Annotated in this window: 19 protein-coding genes; 12 read left to right on the top strand and 7 right to left on the bottom strand. The window is 70.1% G+C overall.

Going from position 1 to position 18916, the window contains the following annotated elements; translation table 11 throughout:
* Positions 1–128 precede the first annotated feature (128 nt).
* The 3 genes from ACP15J_RS03405 (at position 129) to ACP15J_RS03395 (ending at position 4332) form a co-directional block, all read left to right on the top strand.
* Positions 129–2408, top strand: a complete 2280-nt coding sequence (locus tag ACP15J_RS03405; RefSeq protein ID WP_424935459.1) for a polyribonucleotide nucleotidyltransferase — start codon at positions 129–131, stop codon at positions 2406–2408.
* Between the two features lie 196 nt (positions 2409–2604).
* Complete coding sequence (locus tag ACP15J_RS03400) at positions 2605–3624, top strand: aldo/keto reductase (protein ID WP_424935460.1); 1020 nt, start codon at positions 2605–2607, stop codon at positions 3622–3624.
* A gap of 105 nt (positions 3625–3729) precedes the next feature.
* The gene (locus tag ACP15J_RS03395; protein ID WP_424935461.1) at positions 3730–4332 is read left to right on the top strand and encodes a histidine phosphatase family protein; all 603 of its coding nucleotides are present in this window, start codon (positions 3730–3732) and stop codon (positions 4330–4332) included.
* 28 nt (positions 4333–4360) lie between these two features.
* Here ACP15J_RS03395 and ACP15J_RS03390 read toward each other — a convergent pair whose 3' ends face one another.
* Complete coding sequence (locus ACP15J_RS03390) at positions 4361–4831, bottom strand: GNAT family N-acetyltransferase (RefSeq protein WP_424935462.1); 471 nt, start codon at positions 4829–4831, stop codon at positions 4361–4363.
* A 61-nt stretch (positions 4832–4892) separates the two neighbouring features.
* Between ACP15J_RS03390 and dapB the strand changes: the two genes are divergently transcribed.
* Both dapB and ACP15J_RS03380 read left to right on the top strand, forming a co-directional pair.
* A complete protein-coding gene (dapB, locus tag ACP15J_RS03385) occupies positions 4893–5639 on the top strand; it encodes a 4-hydroxy-tetrahydrodipicolinate reductase (RefSeq protein ID WP_424935463.1) in 747 nt (248 codons plus the stop codon).
* Positions 5636–8812, top strand: a complete 3177-nt coding sequence (locus tag ACP15J_RS03380) for an ATP-binding protein (protein WP_424935464.1) — start codon at positions 5636–5638, stop codon at positions 8810–8812. Before dapB ends, ACP15J_RS03380 begins: the two co-directional genes overlap by 4 nt.
* 121 nt (positions 8813–8933) lie before the next feature.
* Here the strand turns inward: ACP15J_RS03380 and ACP15J_RS03375 are convergent, their stop codons facing one another.
* Both ACP15J_RS03375 and ACP15J_RS03370 read right to left on the bottom strand, forming a co-directional pair.
* Positions 8934–9758: an ABC transporter permease gene (locus tag ACP15J_RS03375; protein ID WP_424935465.1), complete on the bottom strand. Its 825-nt coding sequence runs from the start codon at positions 9756–9758 to the stop codon at positions 8934–8936.
* Positions 9755–10759: an ATP-binding cassette domain-containing protein gene (locus ACP15J_RS03370; RefSeq protein ID WP_424935466.1), complete on the bottom strand. Its 1005-nt coding sequence runs from the start codon at positions 10757–10759 to the stop codon at positions 9755–9757. Before ACP15J_RS03370 ends, ACP15J_RS03375 begins: the two co-directional genes overlap by 4 nt.
* Positions 10760–10867: 108 nt before the next feature.
* On the opposite strand from ACP15J_RS03370, the gene ACP15J_RS03365 reads away from it, so the two are divergent.
* Positions 10868–11311 carry a hypothetical protein gene (locus tag ACP15J_RS03365; protein ID WP_424935467.1) on the top strand — a complete coding sequence of 148 codons (444 nt, stop codon included), beginning with the start codon at positions 10868–10870 and terminating at the stop codon, positions 11309–11311.
* Positions 11312–11329: 18 nt separating this feature from the next.
* Here the strand turns inward: ACP15J_RS03365 and ACP15J_RS03360 are convergent, their stop codons facing one another.
* From ACP15J_RS03360 to ACP15J_RS03350, 3 genes are read right to left on the bottom strand one after another with little or no spacing between them, the layout of a single operon-like run.
* Positions 11330–11755, bottom strand: coding sequence for an OsmC family peroxiredoxin (locus ACP15J_RS03360; RefSeq protein ID WP_424935468.1), 426 nt, complete (start codon positions 11753–11755; stop codon positions 11330–11332).
* Between the two features lie 47 nt (positions 11756–11802).
* The gene (locus ACP15J_RS03355) at positions 11803–12378 is read right to left on the bottom strand and encodes a DUF4395 domain-containing protein (protein ID WP_424935469.1); all 576 of its coding nucleotides are present in this window, start codon (positions 12376–12378) and stop codon (positions 11803–11805) included.
* Entirely contained in the window at positions 12375–12833 is a 459-nt protein-coding gene (locus ACP15J_RS03350) for a TlpA family protein disulfide reductase (RefSeq protein ID WP_424935470.1), read from the bottom strand. Before ACP15J_RS03350 ends, ACP15J_RS03355 begins: the two co-directional genes overlap by 4 nt.
* A gap of 166 nt (positions 12834–12999) precedes the next feature.
* On the opposite strand from ACP15J_RS03350, the gene ACP15J_RS03345 reads away from it, so the two are divergent.
* The 3 genes from ACP15J_RS03345 to ACP15J_RS03335 are packed head-to-tail and all read left to right on the top strand — an operon-like array spanning position 13000 to position 15076.
* On the top strand, positions 13000–13809 hold the full coding sequence (locus ACP15J_RS03345; protein ID WP_424936056.1) for a thymidylate synthase: 810 nt from the start codon (positions 13000–13002) through the stop codon (positions 13807–13809).
* Positions 13806–14282 carry a dihydrofolate reductase gene (locus tag ACP15J_RS03340; RefSeq protein ID WP_424935471.1) on the top strand — a complete coding sequence of 159 codons (477 nt, stop codon included), beginning with the start codon at positions 13806–13808 and terminating at the stop codon, positions 14280–14282. The genes ACP15J_RS03345 and ACP15J_RS03340 overlap by 4 nt, the downstream gene beginning before the upstream one ends.
* A gap of 32 nt (positions 14283–14314) precedes the next feature.
* On the top strand, positions 14315–15076 hold the full coding sequence (locus ACP15J_RS03335) for an SDR family NAD(P)-dependent oxidoreductase (RefSeq protein ID WP_424935472.1): 762 nt from the start codon (positions 14315–14317) through the stop codon (positions 15074–15076).
* 52 nt (positions 15077–15128) lie between these two features.
* Here ACP15J_RS03335 and ACP15J_RS03330 read toward each other — a convergent pair whose 3' ends face one another.
* Positions 15129–15668, bottom strand: a complete 540-nt coding sequence (locus ACP15J_RS03330) for an NUDIX domain-containing protein (protein ID WP_424935473.1) — start codon at positions 15666–15668, stop codon at positions 15129–15131.
* 48 nt (positions 15669–15716) lie between these two features.
* Between ACP15J_RS03330 and ACP15J_RS03325 the strand changes: the two genes are divergently transcribed.
* From ACP15J_RS03325 to ACP15J_RS03315, 3 genes are all read left to right on the top strand, one after another.
* A complete protein-coding gene (locus ACP15J_RS03325; protein WP_424935474.1) occupies positions 15717–16166 on the top strand; it encodes an EF-Tu/IF-2/RF-3 family GTPase in 450 nt (149 codons plus the stop codon).
* 22 nt (positions 16167–16188) lie between these two features.
* Positions 16189–17166: a 4-hydroxy-tetrahydrodipicolinate synthase gene (gene dapA, locus ACP15J_RS03320; protein ID WP_424935475.1), complete on the top strand. Its 978-nt coding sequence runs from the start codon at positions 16189–16191 to the stop codon at positions 17164–17166.
* 61 nt (positions 17167–17227) lie between these two features.
* On the top strand, positions 17228–18904 hold the full coding sequence (locus tag ACP15J_RS03315; protein WP_424935476.1) for a ribonuclease J: 1677 nt from the start codon (positions 17228–17230) through the stop codon (positions 18902–18904).
* Positions 18905–18916 lie beyond the last annotated feature (12 nt).

Below are 18916 nucleotides of genomic sequence, written 5' to 3'. Positions count from 1 at the left end.
CTTCTACTGGTGGCCAGCGCAGGCGGAGAACACGGATCCTCGTGCGCCCATATCTGCCCGTCTCCGCTCCTTCATGATGCTCGCTCCCCACACGGGGGAGCGAGCCTAAACAAAGAAGGAGAGACCTCTTGGAAGGTCCTGAAATCACCGCCGCGGAGGCTGTGCTCGACAACGGTCGGTTCGGCACCCGCACCATCCGCTTCGAGACCGGCCGCCTCGCGCAGCAGGCGCAGGGCGCGGTGGCCGCGTACCTCGACGAGGAGACGATGCTCCTCTCGGCCACGAGTGCGGGCAAGCACCCGCGCGAGGGCTTCGACTTCTTCCCGCTCACGGTCGACGTGGAAGAGCGCTCCTACGCCGCAGGCAAGATCCCCGGCTCGTTCTTCCGTCGTGAGGGGCGCCCCTCGACCGAGGCGATCCTGGTCTGCCGTCTGATCGACCGCCCGCTGCGTCCGTCGTTCGTCGACGGGCTGCGCAACGAGGTCCAGATCGTCATCACCGTCCTCTCGATCGCGCCGGGCGAGTTCTATGACGCGCTCGCGATCAACGCCGCGTCGGCTTCGACACAGATCTCGGGCCTGCCGTTCTCCGGCCCGATCGCGGGTGTGCGCCTGGCGTTCATCCCCGGTCACGGCGAGCACGCCGATCAGTGGGTCGCCTTCCCCACCGCCGCGCAGCTCGAGGAGGCCGTGTTCGACCTCGTCGTCGCGGGGCGTGTGGTCACCAAGGCCGACGGCACCGAGGACGTCGCGATCATGATGGTCGAGGCCGAGGCCACCGAAGGCAGCTGGAACCTGATCAAGGCCGGTGCGACCAAGCCGGACGAGGGCGTCGTCGCGCAGGGGCTGGAGGCGGCGAAGCCGTTCCTCAAGCAGCTCGTCGAGGCGCAGGCGAAGATGGCCGCGTCGGCGTCGCGCGAGCCGGGCGTGTACCCGGTGTTCCCGCTGTACAGCGACGAGGTCTACTCGTTCGTGTCTGAGCGCGCCTTCGCGGAGCTCAGCGACGTATACCAGATCGCTGACAAGCAGGAGCGCCAGGACGCCGACGACACGATCAAGGAGCGCGTCAAGGGCGAGCTGACCGCCGCGGTCGAGGCAGGAACGCTCCCCGAGAGCGCCCTCGCCGAGTTCGGCAACGCATACAAGTCGGTCACCAAGAAGATCGTTCGCGGCCGTATCCTCACCGAGGGCGCGCGCATCGACGGTCGCGGCCTCGCCGACATCCGTCCGCTCGACGCCGAGGTGCAGGTCATCCCGCGTGTCCACGGCTCGGCGATCTTCCAGCGCGGCGAGACCCAGATCCTGGGCGTCACCACGCTGAACATGCTCAAGATGGAGCAGCAGATCGACTCGCTCTCGCCCACGACGAGCAAGCGTTACATGCACCACTACAACTTCCCGCCCTACTCGACCGGTGAGACCGGCCGGGTCGGCTCCCCGAAGCGTCGCGAGATCGGGCACGGCTTCCTTGCCGAGCGCGCCCTTGTGCCGGTCCTGCCGAGCCGCGAGGAGTTCCCCTACGCGATCCGCCAGGTCTCCGAGGCACTCGGGTCCAACGGCTCGACCTCGATGGGCTCTGTCTGCGCCTCGACCCTGTCGCTGCTGAACGCGGGCGTGCCGCTGCGCGCTCCTGTCGCCGGCATCGCCATGGGCCTGGTCTCGGACGAGGTCGACGGTCAGACGCGTTATGCCGCGTTGACCGACATCCTCGGCGCCGAGGACGCCCTGGGCGACATGGACTTCAAGGTCGCTGGCACCAGCGAGTTCGTCACGGCGATCCAGCTCGACACCAAGCTCGACGGCATCCCCTCGGAGGTCCTCGCCGGCGCGCTGACGCAGGCCAAGGATGCGCGTCTGACGATCCTCGGTGTGCTGAACGCCGCGATCGACGCCCCCGACGAGATGGCGCCGACCGCGCCGCGCGTGATCAGCGTGCAGATCCCGGTGGACAAGATCGGCGAGCTGATCGGCCCCAAGGGCAAGACGATCAACGCGATCCAGGACGAGACCGGCGCGCAGATCTCGATCGAGGACGACGGCACGGTGTACATCGGCGCGACCGATGGCCCCTCGGCCGAGGCCGCGCGCGCTCAGGTCAACGCGATCGCCAATCCCACCAACCCGGAGGTCGGCGAGCAGTTCCTGGGCACCGTCGTGAAGATCGCGACGTTCGGCGCCTTCGTCTCCCTGCTCCCCGGCAAGGACGGCCTGCTGCACGTCACCGAGGTGCGCAAGCTCGCCGGCGGCAAGCGCGTGGAGAACGTCGAGGACGTCCTCGGCGTCGGCCAGAAGATCCTCGTGCGCATCACGAAGATCGACGACCGCGGCAAGCTCTCGCTCGAGCCCGTGCTCGACGACGCCCCGGTCGAGGGCCAGGCCGTCGAGGAGGCCGTTTCGGCCGAGGCGTGACCTTCGGGGCATGACCTCAGAGAGATAGTGAGAGCCCGTTGCGTCCCCCAAGTGGGGATGCAACGGGCTCTTCTCTCCTATCGTGATCCTTTCGTTATCGGATGGTCGTTCGGTGCTCTTCGTCAAGGACGGAACTGTCGGTCGGCTCCCTTACGCTCTAAGTACGGGCAACGCAAGCATCAGCGGGGGTGAGGGCATGCGACTTTTCAGCGTCGGGACTCCGAACGACGTGCAACGAGCCGAGAGCGCCCCTCATCCTTCGGCGCCGCTCCCGGTGATCGGCCCGGGCGTCGGCGAGAGGGTCAGAGTGCCGTTGGGCGAGACGGGTCTCTCGGTCTTCCCCCTCGTGCTCGGTGGAGCGGAGTTCGGCTGGAACACCGACGCCGACGCGAGCAACGCGATCCTGGATCGTTACGCGGAGTTCGGCGGCAACGCCGTGCACACCGCGGACAGCTTCGCGGGCGGGCGGAGCGAGCATGTCATCGGCCGGTGGCTGCGCAGCCACGGATGTCGAGACGAGATCATCCTCGGGGTGCGCGTCGGAGCCCATCCGGACAATCCCGGACTCGGCTCGGTCAATCTCGTCCGGTCGGTCGAGAGCTCGCTCACTCGTCTCGGCGTGGAGCGGATCGATGTGCTCTACCTCGATGGCAGCGACGATGACGACGCCGCGCTGGAGGACACGCTGGCGACCGCCGAGTGGCTCAAGGAGACCGGGAAGGTCGGGGCGCTCGGCGCCTATGGGTTCACTCCGGAGCGACTGGTCGAGGCGCGGATCCTCGCCTCGGCGGGCTATCCGCGGATCGAGGTGCTCGACGAGCCTTACAATCTGCTCCGGCGGACAGGCTACGAGGGCGATCTCCGCCTCGTGGCGGGAGCGCAAGGCCTGGCGGTCACTCCGTCGCATGCTTTGGAGCACGGGTTCCTCTCCGGGCGCCATCGCACGAAGCAGACGCTGAACGGGGCACGAGGAATGCAGCTGCGCAGCCACCTCAACCGTCGAGGCATCAAGCTGCTGCGTGCCCTCGATCTCGTCGCCGAAGACCTGCAGGTGCCGGTCGCCGCCGTCGCCGTCGGCTGGCTCCTCGCTCAGCGGACCGTCACGGCGCCCATCGTCAATGCGTTCTCCACCGCGCACGTCGATGAGCTCATCCAGGGGGCTGGTCTCCTGATCAGCCGTGCCCAGCTGGCCGAACTCGCCCGCGCCGCCAGCTGACGGCCGCTATCCGTCGTTCCGGGGCGACGCGCCGGCGGTGTCGGAGGGCGTGGCGTAGGCTGAAAGAAGCTCCGACACCAGCGTCGGCGACGAAGCGAGCGGTTTGTGACCCATTACATCTATCTGGTCAGGCATGGCGAACACCAGGACGCCGAGTACGGCGTAGACGACGGGCCCCTCTCCCCGCGGGGACGACGGCAGGCCGAGCTGATCGCCGACCGGCTGTCCGGTCTCGCGCTCGACGCGGTCTGGCATTCGCCGCTGTCGCGCGCAGCCGAGACGGCCCGCGCGATCGCGGAGCGGCTGCCGGCCGTGGACGTGCAGCCCACGGCGCTGCTGTTCGACTGTGTCCCGAGCGGGATGACCGACGACACCCCCGCCGTCTTCGAGCCCTTCTTCGGCTCCGTCACCGAGGCGGAGATCGAGGCAGGTCGTGCGCAGATGGGCGACGCGGTGAACGAGTTCCTCGTCCGCAAGCCAGGAGAGGTGCACGAGGTCCTCATCACGCACAACTTCGTGATCTCGTGGTTCGTCCGCGAGGTCATCGAGGCGCCGGAGTGGCGGTGGATGACACTCAACCAGGCGCATTGCGGACTCACGGTCATCGCCCAGAAGCAGGGGAGACCCTGGAGCCTCGTGGCGCACAACGATCTCGGGCACCTGCCGTTCGAGCTGCGCACGGGGATGCCTGACCCGCTCCCGGTCTGAGACCGGCGCGCGACGGGAGGGGCGGACGTCAGCCCAGCGTCTTGCGATACCAGCGTGTCGCGTTGGGGTTGTCGTTGTACGGCTCGATCTCCACGTAGCCGTTGCGGCGGTACAGGTGTCCCGCCGCCTTGAGGGTGTGGTGGGTGTCGAGCACGAGATCATGCGCGCCCCACTCCGCGGCACGGCGTTCCAGCTCGTCGAGGAGCGCGCCGCCCCATCCGCGGCCCCGCGTCTCGGGACGGAGGAAGACGTGCTTGACCTCGTAGCGCACGGCGGTGGACGCGGTGACGGGGATCCGGCGGATGCCTCCGCAGCCGACGACGGCACCGTCCTCCTCGACGAGCAGCAGCACGCCCGCTGGCGGAGTGAAGGCCGCTGCGGTGGGGAAGACGGGGGAGTAAGTGTGGCCGGGGAAGTCGGCGGCGCGGGCGGCGAAGTACTCGACGAGGGCCGCATGGGCGTCGGCGTCGTCGGGGAGAGCCGGACGGAAGGTCACCATTCTTCGACGGTACGCCGCGCGCGTCCGGGATGGCGTCCGCCGCGCTGAATAGAATCGAGCCATGACGACGCGCGTGGCCCTTGTAGGCGGGACCGGCAAGCTCGGCGCGATCATCCGCGCGGTGATCGAGGAGCTCGACGGCTTTGCCGTGCACGCCGTCCTCACCTCCCGCAGCGAGCTCGACGACCTCGACGGGTCCGACCTCGTCGTCGACGCCTCCGTTCCCGCCGTGAGCGTCGACGTGGTCCGCGCCGCCGTCGAACGCGGCGTCAACGTGCTGGTGGGAACCTCGGGATGGTCGGCGGAGCGGATCGCGCTCGTGCGTCCTCTCGTGGACGCCGCGGGGACCGGCGCGGTCTTCGTCCCGAACTTCTCGCTCGGATCCGCGCTGGGCACGGCCCTCGCCGCGCTGGCTGCTCCCTTCTTCCCCTCCGCTGAGATCGTCGAGGCCCATCGCCACACGAAGATCGACTCGCCGAGCGGGACCGCCGTGCGCACGGCCGAGCTGATCGCCGAGGCGCGGGCGGGCCAGGGGCCCGTCGACGCCCCGCACGTCGACCAGCGCGCCCGCGGCCAGCAGGTGGCGGGCGTCCCGGTCCACTCGCTGCGTCGTCCGGGGGTGATCGCCCGCCAGGAGGTCGTGCTGTCGGGGAAGGGCGAGTCGCTCACCATCGTCCACGACACCGTCGACTCCGCCGAGGCCTACGGGCCGGGGATCCGGCTGGCGCTGCCCTTCGCGCGGGACGCGAAGGGCGTGGTCGTCGGGCTCGACAAGATCATCGACCTCGGCATCAGTCCGCGCGCATGATCCCGCGCATCGGCGTTCTCGGTCCGGTGCAGCTCGCCGGAACAGACGCCGGCGGTGCGGCCATGCGTGCCCTGCTCGCCGCGCTCGTCCTCGGCGGGGTGGGAACGGCCCGGTCGGTCGGCGCGCTCGCTGACGACGTCTGGGGCGAGGACCAGCCGCAGAACCCGAAGGCCGCGCTGCAGACCCTGGTCTCTCGTGCGCGAGCCACCGGCGGCCCCGACCTCATCCGCAGCGTGCCCGGCGGATACGCCCTCGGCACCGACGACACCGACCTGCATCGCGCCAGGGCGCTCGCGACCGCGTCCACGGCGTTGCCGGAGCAGGACCCTGGCCGCGTCGAGCTGCTGGAGACCGCGTTGGACCTGTGGCGGGGGGATCCGGGCGCTGATCTCGGCGTCGCCCCGGTCGGCGAGGAGCTTGAGGAGGCCGCCCGACGCCTCCGGCAGGAGACGCAGTCGGCGCTCGCCGACGCCTACGCCGCCGCCGGTCGCGGTGCAGAGGCCGTCGCCCTGCGGACGCAGCTGGCCGCGGCCGCGCCCCTTGACGACGTCGCGCACCGGGACCTCATGCAGGCTCTCGCCGAGGAGGGACGCACCGCAGAGGCCCTCGGGGTCTTCGCGGGTTTCCGGGAACGGCTGCGCGACGAGCTCGGCAGCTCGCCGGGACCGGCGATCACCGAGCTCCACGCCCGCCTGCTGAGGGACGAGGACGACGGGCCGCGCGTGCGCGTGGGACTGCAGGCGGCTCCCAACGACCTCATCGGCCGTGACGAGACGCTCCAGGAGGCACGCGCCCTCCTCGCGCGAGCGCGGCTCCTCACGATCCTCGGGGCGGGCGGACTGGGGAAGACGCGCCTCGCCCAGTCCCTCGCCGGGGAGTCCGAGTCGCCCGTGGTGATCGTGGTGCCGCTCGCGGGCGTGCGCGAGGACGCGGGGGTTCCGATTGCCATCGCCGCCGCGCTCGGCATCAGCGAGAACACGCCCGGCGGACGTCTGGCCGACTCCCGCCCGCGGCTCGATCTCGGGGCGCGCATCGCCGGCGTGCTCGGCGAGCGGGAGACCCTGCTCGTCCTGGACAACTGCGAGCAGGTGATCGACGGCGTGGCACGATGGTGCGCCGACCTGCTCGCCGCGCTGCCCCGGCTGAGGATCCTCGCCACGAGCCGCACCCCGGTCGCGATCGCTGCCGAACGCGTGCTGCCGCTGGAGCCGCTCGGGATCGCCGCGGACGAGACCGCCCCGGCCGTGCGCCTCTTTCTCGAGCGGGCCAGAGCGGCTCGTCCCGAGGCGACGCTCGACCTTGAGGTGGTCGCGCGGCTGTGCCGTCGGCTGGACGGGCTCCCGCTCGCGATCGAGCTCGCCGCCGCCCGTGTCCGGACCATGACGCCGGAACAGATCGAGGCGCGGCTGGAGAACCGGTTCGCCCTGCTCACCACGGGCGATCGCGCCGCTCCCGAGCGCCACCGCACGCTCGAGGCCGTGATCGAGTGGAGCTGGGATCTGCTCGCTCCGGAGGCGCGGTCGGCGCTCGCGAAGCTCTCCGTCCTTCCCGGAGGGTTCGCGGCGTCCACGGCCGCGGCGGTGCTCGGCGACGGCGCCGCGGACGACCTGCTCGACCAGCTGGTCTCGCACTCCCTCCTCATGGTGGTCGAGGCGCCGGACGGCTCCGGCGTCCGGTTCCGGATGTTGGAGACCGTGCGCGAGTTCGGTCACGCGCGCCTGGCCGGCGAAGGCGCTGAGGACGCCGCCTGGGAGGCCGTCATCGGATGGGCGCTGGCGCTCGCCGACCGTCACGGGAGCCGCACCCGGGTGTTCCCGAGCGGTCTGACCCCGGACGGTCATCGCGTGATCACCCGTGAGCACGACAACCTCGTCTACGTCCTCCGCCATCTGCTGGCCGTGGGACGCACGGCCGACGCGGTCCCCCTGTTCATCGCTCTCGGGCAGTCCTGGTTCATCCGCGGCTCGTTCACCGAGTTCCTCGGCTACGCGCCGCAGATGATCGTCGCGACCGCGTTGATCCCCGCGGGCCGGATCGACGCGGACCTCGTCGTGATGGCCCTGGCGATGGCTGCCCTCGGCTGCCTGATCAGCGGTGATCCGCTCGCGGCCAGGGGCGTGGCGCTGCTGCGCCGTCGAGTCGAGGACGCGGGAGAGGCCGTGGCCCCCGCGTGGCGGGTGCTCTCCTGTGCGCTGGTCGGGTCGGCGCGCGGCGCGATGGTCGCCACGACCGACCGGCTGGACGTCTCCGTGGACCCGGACGATCCCCATGCGCGCCTGGTGTCGGACGTTCTCCTGTCCCACACCGCCGAGAACGACGGCGAGGCCGAGATCGCCATGGATGCCGCGCGGGACGCCTGGAAGCGGGCACGCGCGATCGGCGAGCGCTGGGCCGAGGGGATGGCGGCCGACCTCGCCGCGCAGCTTGCGGCGCAGTCCGCTCGTCCGGCCGAGGCGATGCGGTGGATCGAGCGCTCGACCGCCGTGTTCGAGGAGTACGGCGCGCAGGACCAGCTGGACCACCAGGAGTGGGTGCGAGGAGGGGCGCTCCTCTGCCTCGGCCGCGTCGCCGAGGCGCGTGCTCTCTTCCAGAGGCTGATCGACGAGGGAGGTCTCAGCCAGGACGGGCTCGAGATGACCTCGATCGGCGCCTACGGGCTCGCCGAGGCCGATCTCCTGGAGGGACGGACGGACGTGGCCGCCGCATCCTTCGCCCGGGCGATGTCCGCGTTCGCGGATCCGAGGCAGCGCCGTTCGCCGTGGTACCTCATGGCGCTCTCCGGGTACTTCTCCGCGGCGTCGCGCACGCTGGGCATGGACGAGGACGAGCTCGCCCTCTGGGAGCGCCGCCTGCGAGTTCGCACCATCGCCGTCTGCCGGCAGCGCAGGGAGGGGGTCGATCGACCGGTCCTCGGGACCGCTCTCCTCGGCTGGTCGGCCTGGGCCGTCCGTCGGCCGGCCATGGCGGCACGGGGCGTCGAGGCGCTCGTCCTCGCCGAGGCGCTCGGCGGCCGGCAGAACATGCCGACGCTCGACATGGCTCAGCACTTCGCGGACGCGGAACGGCTCGTCGGGGTCTCCGCGATCGCGGCGGCTCGAACGGCGACGGCGCAGCTGGACCCGGCCGGACGGGTCCGCCGCGGTCTCGCTGTGCTGGGGTACCAAGCGCCCTGATCCCGGCGCCTGCTCCGCGTGCTGTGCCCCATGCCGCCCCGATCCGCGCGGGTGACCCGGCCGGGACATGGCGATGCGGGGCGTCCGCCGCTCGGCGAAACGCCCCGCATCGGGGGCGCCGTCAGGCTTTGCGCATGTACGCGCGCACCGTCAGCGGGGCGAAGATCGCGACGATCACCGCCGCGCCCAGGAGGGAGAGCCAGGCGTCGGCCCCGAACGTGCTCGTGTTGACCAGGTCCCTGACCGCGGTCACGAGATGCGAGACAGGGTTGACGTTCACGAACCACTGCAGCCAGGTCGGCATCGTGTCGACCGGGACGAAGGCGTTCGAGAGGAAGGTGAGCGGGAACAGCACGATCATCGAGATCCCCTGCACGCTGGAGGCCGTGCGGGCGATCACGCCGAAGAAGGCGAAGATCCAGCTCACCGCCCAGGAGCAGACGATGACGAGCGCGCCGGCCGCGATCACCATGAGGAGTCCGCCGGCCGGGCGGAAGCCCATGACATAGCCCATCACGAAGGTCAGAACGGTGGCGATGCCGTAGCGGACGGTGTCTGCCAGCAGCGCGCCGGAGAGCGGGGCGATACGGGCGATCGGCAGCGATCGGAAGCGGTCGAACACCCCCTTGTCCATGTCCTCGCGCAGCTGGGTGCCGGTGACCACGGAGGTGGTGATCACGGTCTGCACGAGGATGCCCGGGATGATCACGGGCAGGTAGCTGCCCACGTTTCCGGAGATGGCTCCGCCGAAGATGTAGGTGAACATCAGCGTGAACAGGATGGGCTGCAGGGTCACGTCGAAGAGCTGTTCCGGCGTGCGGCGGATCTTCACGAGACCACGGCCCGCCATCGTCAGCGTGTTGCGGAGGGTCTGCCCCAGGCTGGCATGGTTCTTCAGCTGTCGCTCGGAGGCGGGGACGATGCGGGCGACGGTGATGGCGCTCATGCGAGCACCTCCTGGTTCTTGAAGGAGTCGTGTGTCGCGTCGGGATCGTCCTCGGCGGGGTGACCGGTGAGGGTGAGGAAGACCTCGTCGAGCGTCGGCTTCTGCACGCTCATCTCCGCGAGCCGGATGCCCGCCTCGCGGAAGGTGATGAGAAGGTCGGCGACGCGGTCGGGATCGGCCATGGGAACAGTGATCCTGGCGGCCTCGGGGGAGAGCACTCCCGGCACGTCGAGCACGCGGGCGATCACGGCCAGGGCGTCTTCGGTGTCCGCGGCCTCGGCGAGCCGGAGCTGCAGCGAGGAGGTGCCGATCGAGGCCTTCAGCTCGTCGGTGGTGCCTTCGGCGACCACCTTGCCGTGGTCGATCACCGCGATCCGGTCGGCCAGCTGATCCGCCTCATCGAGGTACTGGGTGGTGAGGAGGACGGTGGAGCCGGTGGCGACGAGATCGCGGATCGTGTCCCACATCTGGCCTCGTGTGCGCGGGTCCAGTCCGGTGGTCGGCTCGTCGAGGAAGATGAGCGGAGGCTGGGCGAGCAGCGACGCGGCCAGGTCGAGCCGGCGCCGCATACCCCCTGAGAACTGCTTGAGCGGGCGCGTGGCGGCCTCGGCGAGCCCGAAACGCTCCAGCAGGTCGGCGGACTTCGCACGGGCTTGGGTGCGCCCGAGGCCCAACAGGCGGGAGAAGATCATCAGGTTCTCGTTGGCCGACAGCGTCTCGTCGACGGACGCGAACTGCCCGGTCACGCCGATCAGCTGCCGTACGACGTGCGCTTCGCGGACGACGTCGTGGCCGAAGATCCGGCCGTGACCCGCGTCTGGCCGCAGGAGCGTGGCGAGCATGTTGATGGTGGTGGTCTTGCCGGCACCGTTCGGGCCGAGGACGCCGTAGACGGTGCCGGTGCGGACGCGCAGGTCGACGCCGTCGACCGCACGGTTCTCGCCGAACACCTTTACGAGCCCGTCGGCTTCGAGCGCCCAATCGGTGGTGGAGTTCGTCATGGGATGAGCATCCCTCCTCGTGCTTTCACGACGCTGTCCCACCGCTGTCGTCCGCTGTCGCGGCTTCCGTCGGGCGGGTGCGCGCGGGTGCGAGCCTAGGATGGAGCGATGGGCTCCCGAATCGGCGTCGCCGTCATGGCCGTGCTCCTCGTCCTCTACATCGCTCTGGTCGGGTGGCGCGCGTTCGTCCTCCTGGGCTCAGGGGAGCCGATCGCGATCGCGATGGGGGTCGCCCTCATCGTCATGCCGTTGATCGGGGTCTGGGCGCTCGTGCGTGAGATGCAGTTCGGCGTCGCCGCCGAGCGGCTGGGGCGGCAGCTGGACGGTGAAGGCGGGATGCCGGAAGCCCCGGGCGAGGTGAGCCCCAACGGGCGTCTGCGCAAGGACGATGCCGAACGGCTGATCCGCGAGTACGGCGACGCGGTGGCGCAGACCCCGGCCGACTGGCGCGCCCAGTACCGTCTCGGCGTGGTGCACGATGCGGCTGGGAACCGCAAGCTCGCGCGCGCGGCGATCCGGGAGGCGATCCGACTCGCCCGAGTCGCCGCCTAGGCGACCCGGGCTCGAACCTCAGGCGAGTGTCGCCTCGAGTGTGATCTCGATGCCCGAGAGCGCCTGCGAGACGGGGCAGCCGGTCTTGGCTTCCTCGGCGATGCGCTGGAAGGTCTCGGCATCGATGCCGGGTACCGTCGCGTTCACGTTCAGGTGGCTCCCGGTGATGCCCGCGCCCGGCTTGAAGGTCACCGAGGCGGTGGTGTCCACACGTTCCGGCGGGGTGCCGTTGCCGGTGAGCGCATGGGAGAGGGCCATGCTGAAGCAGGAGGAGTGCGCAGCGGCAATGAGCTCCTCAGGGGTGGTGGTCGTGTCGGAGCCCTCGGCGCGCGCCTTCCAATCCAGGGCAAAGGTACCCAGGTGCGAGGACGAGAAGGAGACGGTCCCCGATCCCTCCGTGAGGCTTCCGGTCCAGGTGGCTGCTGCTTCGCTCGTGACGGGCATCTCGATTCCTCCGGGGAGTGGGACGGTGTCAGCAGCCAGCCTAGCGATCAGGCGGCCGCGGAGGAACCGGCCTGTCCGACGATCCCCGCCCGCTGCAGCAGCAGGTACAGCTGGCATCCGAGGCAGACACCGAACACGGCGTTGAGGAACGCGGCGACGAAGGCGGCGGCGGTCGCGATCGGCAACGCCCAGGGCACGCCGATCAGGTGCAGCACGAGCCCGACGGTCACGACGATCAGCCCGACGCCCTGGGCGAAGCGCGGCGGACGAGGGTCCTCCACCTCGACAGGCGGGGCGAGCCGCGGACGGACCATCCTGCGGAACAGCACGCTCCAGGGCTGTGTGCGTGGCGACAGCACTCCCCAGAGGAAGAGCAGGGCGATCGCGAGGGTGAGGAGGAAGGCGGGGTCGAGCACACGGGCGGTCAGCATCGCCGTCCAGGAGGCGTCGGGGGCGAAGACCTTGACGGCACGCGGCTGAGAGGCGAACCAGCTGGAAGAGGAGGCCTCCACGGACAGCGGCCCGGTCACGAGGCCGAGCACGGTCGCGAGGAGCAGCAGGGCTGCGGTGATGCGCGCGGCGAATACGGGACCGCGGGGGTCGATGCCGGCAGGAGCGCTCATGGGGTTCCTCCCTGGTGGGCGATGCGGGGGCTGACAGGCAACGCGGCGAGCGCGGACTCGAGCTCGGGGGGACGCGGCACGCCGACGAAGCGAGAGCGGATCGTGCCGTTCGCATCGACGAGGAACGTGGTGGGGGTGGACAGGATGCCGTAGCGGACGGCGAGGTCACGCCGATGCGTCAGGTCGATCTCGGCGTGTGCGACGCCGTCGTGTCCGGCGGCCCAGGAGGAGAGCACGCGCCTGGCCTGAGGGCAGCGGGCGCAGAACTCGGTGCCGAACTGGACCAGGGTCGCCCTGGCGCCGAGCCCCGCGGGCGTGAGTTCGGTGCGACGGATCGAGGCGACGGTCCCTCGGGCGGCGCGTCGTCGCCCTTCGCGACGGCGCAGCACGAGGCCGAGCAGGGTCGTCGCCGCAAGCAGCGCGACGGCCACGAGGAGCGCGACGGGCACGGACATGGTCCGAGGGTACGTCGGCACGGGAGGTGCAGGGGCGGATGTGACGCAGGATGTCCGCGCGCGCGTGTCCTCGGCCCCCGTGACCTCGGGTGTCGCGGCCACCGCCACGGGGCTCGCCGCCGCAGACGGGGCCTTCGCCCATGACCGGCGGGTTATCCTGACGGTCATGAGCGCCGCGATCCCCACGCCGTATGAAGACCTGCTGCGCGACGTGCTCGCGCACGGCGCGCACAAGGAGGACCGCACCGGCACGGGGACGACGAGCGTGTTCGGCCGACAGATCCGGTTCGACCTCGCTGAGGGGTTCCCGCTCGTCACCACCAAACGGGTGCACTTCAAGTCCATCGCCTACGAGCTGCTGTGGTTCCTCCGCGGCGACTCCAACGTTCGCTGGCTCCAGGAGAACGGCGTGACGATCTGGGACGAATGGGCGGACGAGGCGGGGGACCTCGGGCCCGTGTACGGCGTCCAGTGGCGCTCGTGGCCCACGCCGGACGGAGGCCACATCGATCAGATCGCGCAGGTGATCGACCAGATCCGGGCGACGCCGGATTCACGGCGCCTGATCGTCTCGGCCTGGAATCCGGCCGACATCCCCGACATGGCGCTCGCGCCGTGTCACGCGATGTTCCAGTTCTACGTCGCTGACGGGCGGCTCTCCTGTCAGCTCTACCAGCGCAGCGCCGACCTCTTCCTCGGCGTCCCGTTCAACATCGCGTCCTACGCTCTGCTCACCCTCATGATCGCGCAGCAGACCGACCTCGAGCCGGGCGAGTTCGTCTGGACCGGGGGCGACTGCCACATCTACGACAATCACGTCGAGCAGGTGCGCGAGCAGCTGACACGGGAGGCCTTCCCCTCGCCGCTGCTGCGCTTCGCCCGCCGGCCGGCCTCGATCTCCGAGTACGCCTATGAGGACTTCGTCGTCGAGGGTTACCGGCACCATCCGGCGATCAGGGCGGCGGTGGCCGTATGACCTGGGTGGGTCTCATCTGGGCCGAGGCGCGCGGAGGGGTGATCGGAGCGGACGGCGGCATGCCCTGGCATGTGCCGGAGGATCTCGCTCATTTCAAAGAGGTCACGATGACGGCGCCGGTGGTGATGGGGCGCAAGACCTGGGATTCCCTTCCTGAGCGGTATCGTCCTCTGCCTGGCCGGGAGAACATCGTCGTCACTCGCAGCCAGGACTGGGCGCATGACGGTGTCCGCCGTGCGGCGACCGTCGCCGACGCGGTGCGCGGCCGCGATCGGGCATGGGTCATCGGCGGGGCGGAGATCTTCCGACAGGTGATCGGAGACGCCGACCGCCTGGAGGTGACCGAGCTCGCCCTCGACGTCGAGGGCGATGCCTACGCTCCCTCCCGTGCGGGCTGGCGACTCGTGGACGAAGGGGAGTGGCAGACGTCCCGGACCGGGATCGGCTACCGCTTCCTCCGCTACGAGCGCTGACCCGCCGTTCGCCGCCGCCGGAAGGAACGCTCATGCCCACCGCCCTCATCACCGGAGCCAGCGCCGGGCTCGGCGCGGAGTTCGCCCGCCAACTGGCTGAACGCGGTGCCGATCTCGTGCTGGTCGCACGTTCCGAGGAGCGGCTGGAGGAGCTGGCTGCCGAGCTGCGCACGGCGCACGGCGTACGGGCGGACGTGCTTGTCGCCGACCTCTCGGCGGAGCGTGACCTCGTCCGCGTGGCCAGGCGTGTCGGAGACGCGCGGAAGCCGATCGACGTCCTGGTGAACAACGCCGGGTTCGGGCTCCCGCTGCACTTCGCCGACAACGACATCGCCGACGAGACGCGTAATCTCCGTGTGCACGTGGAGGCGACCATGCATCTGATGCACGCGGCGCTCGGCGCGATGCGTGGTCGTGGCGGCCGGATCGTCAACGTGGCGTCGGTCGCGGGCTTCATCTCCCGGTCGACGTACTCGGCCTGCAAATCCTGGGTCATCGGGTTCAGCCGATGGGCGAACGCCGAGTATGCGCGCGACCGCGTGAGCGTCACGGCCGTCTGCCCCGGGTTCACCCACACGATGTTCCATGCCCGGATGGGCCTGGAGGCGGGCGAGGAGGGCGTGCCGTCAGCGCTGTGTCTCGACGCCGGGATCGTCGTGCGCGAGGGGCTGCGTGACGCCGCCCGAGGCAAGGCCGTCTCGATCCCGTCATGGCGGTATAAGGCGATCGTCGCGCTCGCCGGCGTCCTCCCGCGGTCCGTCACGGCCCGCGTGGCTCGTCGAGGCCGGGTCTGAGCGCTGGCGGGGGAGCGTGCCCCGCGCGGGAGGCGGAACGGGGCAGGCGGCGTCAGCGGAAGCGGCCCATCGCGATGCCGGCGTAGGCAAGGGCGGCGATCGTCTCGCCGTCGGTGATCCGGCCGTCCGCGATCATCCGCAGCACCTCGGGAAACGGGACCCAGGAGACGTCGTCGATGCCTTCCTCGGCCCGGGTCTCCGCGCTGTCCGTGGTCTCGCGCAGCTCGCGGGCGAGGAAGACGTGCTCGGGCGCGACGGTGACGCCGTTGAGGGCGTTCATGGAACCGAGCGCGGTCCACTGGGCGGCCTCCAGGCCGGTCTCCTCCCTCAGCTCACGCTGAGCTGCCAGGACAGGGTCCTCGCCGTCGGTCCCCCCGGCGGGCACCTCGATCGATGGGCCTGTCGTATAGCGCTCCATGGTCACGAGGCACACGCGGTCCTCCTCGTCGATGGCGACGACGAACACCGCGGGGTGCTTCACCGTGACCACGCCGTAGATGCCGTCGCCGAAGGGGCCGGTGACCCGGTCCTCTCGCACCGAGATCCATCGGTTGTCGTACATCACGCGGGAGTCGTGCGTCTGCCAGGCCATGGCGCGAGCCTATCCGAGCCGGTCTCCTGCCGGACCTAGGATCGAGGCATGGGCTGGTTCGGGAGGAAGAAGGCGCCGCGCGACGCGAACGAGATGCTCCGGCAGTACAACGAGGAGCAGACGACTCGGATCGCAGAGATGATGCGTGGCGAGAGTCCCGCGGCGTCGTCGTCCGATATCGCGACACGCGAGGCCTCCGTCTCGACGGCCGGTGCCGGCGGAATCGCGGAGTTCACGGTCGAGGACGTCTTCACGATCACCGGCCGTGGTCTCGTCGCCACGGGCGCCGCACGGATCGGCACGTTGCGCGTCGGCGACGGCGTCGTGCTGCTGCGCGGAGGTGAAGAGAAGGGCACGGCCAGGATCACCGGGATCGAGATGTTCCGGAAGAAGGCCACACAGGTCGAGGCCGGGAGCACCGCCGGTCTGCTGCTGAAGGGCGTGGCGGACGTGACGCGCGGGGACGTGCTCCGCGTCGCTCCGGCGGCGGGGGCATAGCCCGACCCGATACGCTGTGACCATGACGCACACGGGCAACCCTTTCGGACAGGTGCTCGTCGCGCTCGTCACCCCGATGACGGCGGACGGCGAGGTCGATTGGCCCGCCGTGGAGAAGCACATCGACCGCGTGATCGTCGACGGTGCCGACGGTATCGTTGTGACCGGGACGACGGGGGAGACCTCCACGCTCACCGACGCTGAGAAGCTGCGTCTGGTCGAGGTCGGCAAGGACGTCGCCGCCGGAAGGGCGAAGATCATCACCGGAGGGGGGTCGAACGAGACCGCACACGCGATCGAGCTCTACAAGGCGAGCGAGAAGGCCGGCGCCGACGGCATCATGATCGTGACCCCGTACTACAACAAGCCCACCCAGGCGGGCGTCCTCACGCACTTCCGGCTCGTGGCCGATGCGACCGATCTGCCGGTGATCCTCTACGACATCCCCGGCCGCACCGGCGTGCCCATCCGGTACGAGACGATCCTGCGCCTGGCCAAGCACCCGAACATCCTCGCGGTGAAGGACGCCAAGGGTGACTTCTCCGAGGTGAGCCGTGTCCTCAACCAGACCGACCTGATGTACTTCTCCGGCGACGACGCCAACGTGCTCCCCCATCTCGCGATCGGGGCGACGGGCCTCATCGGCGTGACCGCGAACATCACGTCGGCTCCCTATCGCACGATCGTGGACGCCGTGAACCGGGGCGACCTGGCGACCGCGACCGCGGCGCACCAGCGGCTGGAGCCCCTCGTCCGCGCTGTCATGACTCACGTGCCTGGCACCGTCTCGGCCAAGTACATCCTGCACGGCCTCGGCCGTATCGGAAGCCCTCGCGTCCGCCTGCCCCTTGTCGGGCCGGAGGAATGGGAGGCCGCCATCATCGAGGACGAGCTCGCGCTCGTCAGGGACGTTCCGGGAGCGGACTTCTCCGACTTCCGTCCCGACCGCAACGCCGCCGCCGGCGGCGCGCTGCCCAAGGTGCACGGGACCACCCGTTGAGCACCGCCGGGCGTTGACCCGCATCGAACGGGCACGCCTGGTGTCCGACTGAGGAGACCGTATGTCCACTCCCATCGCCGAGCCCGAGGCACTCGCGTCCGGCTCCCTTCGCGTGACCCCGCTGGGCGGGCTCGGCGAGGTCGGCCGCAACATGACCATCTTCGAGTTCGACGGCAAGATCCTCGTCGTCGACTGCGGCGTGCTCTTCCCCGAGGAGCACCAGCCGGGCGTAGACCTGATCCTTCCTGACTTCGAGCCGATCAAGGACCGTCTGGACGACATCGTCGGGGTCGTGCTCACCCACGGACACGAGGACCACATCGGTGCCGTCCCCTATCTCCTCCGCCTGAAACAGGACATCCCTCTCATCGGCTCAGGCCTGACCCTCGCGCTGGTGGAGGCGAAGCTCAAGGAGCATCGCATCAAGGCCTTCACCCTGACGGTCGCCGAGGGGCAGCGCGAGCAGGTCGGCCCGTTCGACCTCGAGTTCGTGGCGGTCAACCATTCCATCCCCGACGCTCTGGCCGTCGCGATCAGGACGCAGGCCGGACTCGTGCTGGCGACGGGCGACTTCAAGATGGACCAGCTCCCGCTCGACGGGCGTCTGACCGATCTCCGTGCCTTCTCCCGTCTCGGCGAGGAGGGGGTCGACCTGTTCCTCGTCGACTCCACGAACGCCGACGTCCCCGGGTTCACGCCGCTCGAGCGCTCGATCGGTCCCGTGCTCGACCAGGTGATCGGCAAGGCGCCGCGCCGCGTTATCGTGGCGAGCTTCTCCAGCCACGTGCATCGCGTCCAGCAGGTCATCGACGCCGCCCACGCGCATGGTCGTCGCGTCGCCTTCCTCGGCCGGAGCATGGTCCGGAACATGACGATCGCAGAGGAGCTGGGCTATCTCAAGGTCCCCGGTGACGTGCTGATCGACTACAAAAAGGCGCGCGATCTGCCCGACGACCAGATCGTCTACATGTCCACCGGCTCGCAGGGCGAGCCGATGGCGGTGCTGAGCCGGATGGCGAACCTCGACCACGCGATCGAACCCGGCCCCGGTGACACGGTGATCCTGGCCTCCAGCCTGATCCCCGGGAACGAGAACGCGGTCTACCGCGTGATCGACGGCCTGACCAAGCTCGGTGCGGACGTGGTGCACAAGGCCAATGCGCGCGTCCACGTCTCCGGACACGCGGCAGCTGGCGAGCTGCTCTACTGCTACAACATCCTGAAGCCCAGGAACGTGCTCCCCGTGCACGGCGAGTACCGGCACCTCATCGCGAACGCGAAGCTGGCCCAGGACACCGGCATCGCCGAGGAGCGCACGATCGTGGCCGCCAACGGGACCGTGATCGACCTGCGCGACGGCGATGCGCGGGTGGCCGGTCAGCTCGACCTGGGCTTCGTCTACGTGGACGGCTCCACGGTCGGGGAGATCACCGACGCCGACCTCAAGGACCGGCGGATCCTGGGCGAGGAGGGCTTCGTCTCGGTCATCGTCGTGGTCGACTCCACGACGGGGCGGATCATCTCAGGTCCCGAGATCCACGCCAGGGGCGTGGCGGAGGACGACGCCGTGTTCGACGACGTCGCCCCCAAGATCGTGGCCGCCCTCAAGGAGGCCGCGGGCAACGGCGTGCGCGACAGCCACGCGCTCTCGCAGATCGTCCGTCGCACGATCGGTCGGTGGATCAACCAGAAGCTGCGTCGTCGGCCGATGATCGTCCCCCTCGTGATCGAGGCCTGAGCGCCCGAGCGA

This window comes from Microbacterium sp. S308A+, from assembly GCF_049800815.1.
Lineage (GTDB): Bacteria > Actinomycetota > Actinomycetes > Actinomycetales > Microbacteriaceae > Microbacterium.
This window is presented reverse-complemented; position numbering and strand designations above follow the sequence as displayed.